The 3564-nt window shown below is 41.1% G+C and carries 2 pseudogenes; both read left to right on the plus strand.

Features of this window, described 5'->3' with window-relative positions:
* Nucleotides 1–1227: pseudogene (locus VF500_RS30245) on the plus strand (TonB-dependent receptor); the annotation flags it as partial.
* 105 nt (nucleotides 1228–1332) lie between these two features.
* A pseudogene (locus VF500_RS30250) lies at nucleotides 1333–3564 on the plus strand (hypothetical protein); the annotation flags it as partial.

Genomic DNA, 3564 nt, shown 5'->3' on the forward strand with positions numbered 1-3564 from the left:
TCTATATTTTCGACCTTGTTGCTTACATCCGATCTGAAAGGCTATATTGAAAAGCCAAACTATTACTTTACCAATGTAAGTAACGAAACCAAAGCCAATCTCGATGTATTGATGCTTACACAAGGCTATCATCGTTTTGAATGGAAACAACTGCTGGCTGATAAATTTACACCGATTGTTTTCAAGCCCGAAAGATCACTTGAAGTAACAGGTCATCTCAAAACTTTTGGCGGTAAACCTGTACCCAACGGCAAAGTCACCTTGTTTTCATCATCAGGAGGAACTTTTATTATTGATACCGTTGCCGATGCCAATGGTAAGTTCACTTTCAAAGATCTTGTTTTCAGGGACAGCATCAAGTTTGTGATCCAGGCCCGTACGGCCAAAGACCGCAAAAACCTCGACATTACCCTTGATAATGTAACACCACAGCCTGTAGGGCCTAATAAAAACGCCCCCGATCTGCAGGTGAACATCAATGATGGGGCATCCGCTTATCTCCTGAATAGTAAAAAACTATATGACGAGCAGGTAAAATACGGCATAGGCAATCATACCATTGTATTAAAAGAAGTAGTTATCCGTGAGAAACGGGAAAACCCTTTTAAAAACTCTGCTAACCTTAATGGCCCAGGCAATGCAGATCAGACACTTACCAGTAAAGACCTGATGTACGGCGGCGGAATGCTTTCACAGGTACTACAGGGCAGGCTTAATTTTGTGACATTCAGGAATGGGATCCCCTATTCAACCCGCAGCCCAAATACACCAATGCAAATCGTTTTGGACGGCACTTATGTTGAATCTGATTTCCTGGATAACTTAACCCCAAGTGACGTTGCCACTGTTGAGGTATTAAGGACAATTGGTAACACGGCTATCTATGGTTCAAGAGGCGGAGGTGGTGTTTTAGTAATTACAACTAAGCGCGGCGGCGAAACTGTTTACAACAAATACGCTCCGGGAATTGTTACCTATGCACCTAAGGGGTATTATAGAGCGAGAGAATTTTATGCGCCTAAGTACGATGATCCTAAAACCAATGCTCAAATGCAAGACCTGCGCAGCACCATTTACTGGGCGCCGGGCCTGTTAACAGACAAAGACGGCAATACATCACTCAGCTTTTTTAATGCCGACGCTAAAGGCACGTACCGCGTAATAATTGAAGGTATTGACGCCGAAGGCAATTTAGGCAGGCAGGTTTACAGATATAAGGTGGAATAGTAAACATACTTTAAACAAATACGGTTTATAATAAGGCTAATATTTAAAACTTCTGTACTGGTTATAGTCAATAAAAACCAATATATTGGCATTACTTTAAACCTTATGAAATATCTGCGCTATTTAATATTAGCTTGCTTTGCTTTTTCGTTTGCACAACTATATGCACAAACAGACAGCTCTTTTTTAGGCAAAACATCAAACTTGCTAAACAGGCAATTATCATCGAACCCAACCGAAAAGGTATATCTTCATCTTGACAGGCCCTCGTATAATCTCGGAGATACTATTTGGTTTAAAGCTTACACAGTTTCAGGTGCAGATCATAAACCTTCTGAAATAAGCGGGATACTGCATGTTGAACTGATTAGCCCCGTTGACTCCGTGCTTAAGCGGATCAATTTACAACTCGACGCGGGTGTAACATGGGGTGATTTTACAATCGCCTCTTCATATGGTGCCGGCACATACCGGATAAGGGCTTACACCAATTGGATGCGTAATAAACATTATCCCGCTTTTTATGATCAAAAAGTAAGAATAGGAAAGCTGGCGCTGTTAACCGAAGAAGCAAATAAAAATATTATAAATCCCGATGTGCAATTTTTTCCGGAAGGAGGGCAGCTCGTTAACGGCTTACGCTCAAAAGTGGCAATTAAAGCGGTAAACAAAAGCGGCGCAGGCGAAGACGTTTCCGGGATAATAACAGATAACGAAGGTAACGAGGTTGCTGATTTTAATACACAACACCTGGGCATGGGTATATTTGCCCTTACCCCGCAAACGGGCAAAACATACAAGGCCCAAATAAAAGATAGCCAGGGACACACTTTCGGGGCCGATTTACCCAAAGCCCAAAACGATGGATTTGTTTTAACCGTAAATAACCGCATGGCCGACAGCATTAATATAAAAGTAAACTCGGCCTCTGCTACTTTTGCTGCCAAACAACACGCCAAATATTATTTAATTGGTGAAACCAATGGACAGATCTATTATGCTACATCCTTTAACCTTGACGAACCTACGTATATCATGCGCATAAATAAACGTCGTTTTCCATCAGGTATTTACAGGTTTACACTGTTTAGCCAAGACGGAGAACCTCTTAATGAGCGCATAGCATTTATAAGCAAAAATGATACACTGAAATTAACCGCTGATCTGCCCGGTCAAAAATTTATGCCGCGGCAAAAGGTAGCCATCAATCTTCTTGCTGTAGATAATAACAATAACCCGGCATCCGGCAGTTTTTCAGTGGCTGTAATCAACGAAAGCCGGGTTGGTGTAAATGAAGACGAGGAAAGTACTATTTTAAACAATTTGCTGCTTACATCTGAATTAAAAGGATATATAGAAAAGCCTAACTATTATTTTATCAATATAACTGATCAAAAGCGTGATGACCTTGATATGCTTATGCTTACCCAGGGATACCGGAGTTTTGAATGGAAGCAATTATTAAACAATAAGCCCTTAGTAACCACGTACCCTGCGGAGCAAACGCTGCAACTGGAAGGTTCAATTAAGACCCCAGGCGGCAAACCGCTGCCAATGGGTAAGGTAAGCCTGTTTGCAAGCCGTGAAAACTTTTACAGGGATACAACAGCAGATATTAACGGCAACTTTAAATTTACAAATGTTGAAATATCTGATACTGCCAAGATCGTAGTACAAGCCCGCAAGCAAAATAACGGCAAAAATGTATCCATTTTTGTTAAGCAGCCCGATTTTGCTAAAGTTGAAAAACGAAGTAATTATAAACAGGCGGATGCTGTTTCAGCAGGTACATTTGGCCAACAATTAAATGATACAAACTTAACTCAACCTGTAACCGTTAAGGATAGTCTAAAAATAAAAGAGGTAATAATAAAGGGAAAGAAAAAAGCGAAAGATGACAATTTAGATAATTACGGCACCTATGAGCAGCGCCTTGTAGATATGAAACGCGTGCACAATAACATATATCTTTCATTGGAAGAAGCCCTCCGCGAAATTGAACCCGAAACCAAAGTAAGTTATTGGGGATCTCGTGTATCAAATGGCAATGCTATTAATTCGGTTGTAGTGCCGGAAAATCAAGGAAAAGTTGTAGTTGACGGGGCCTGGCGCGACAGAAATACGTTATCTGTATTTTATCCACAGGAAATAGAAAGCGTACGCCTCATCTTTCAACCCAATTCAAACACGCCGATAATTGTTGTTACCACGCGCAGATATGCAGGTACCGACACCACTACATTGAAGCAGGTCAATATCCGGTCTACTCGTTTAAATAAAAAACCGGATATGAGCCAATCATCAAATCTTAATGGTGCGGGCAATGCCGACCAGGTA

The organism is Mucilaginibacter sp. (assembly GCF_036383575.1).
Taxonomy (GTDB): domain Bacteria; phylum Bacteroidota; class Bacteroidia; order Sphingobacteriales; family Sphingobacteriaceae; genus Mucilaginibacter.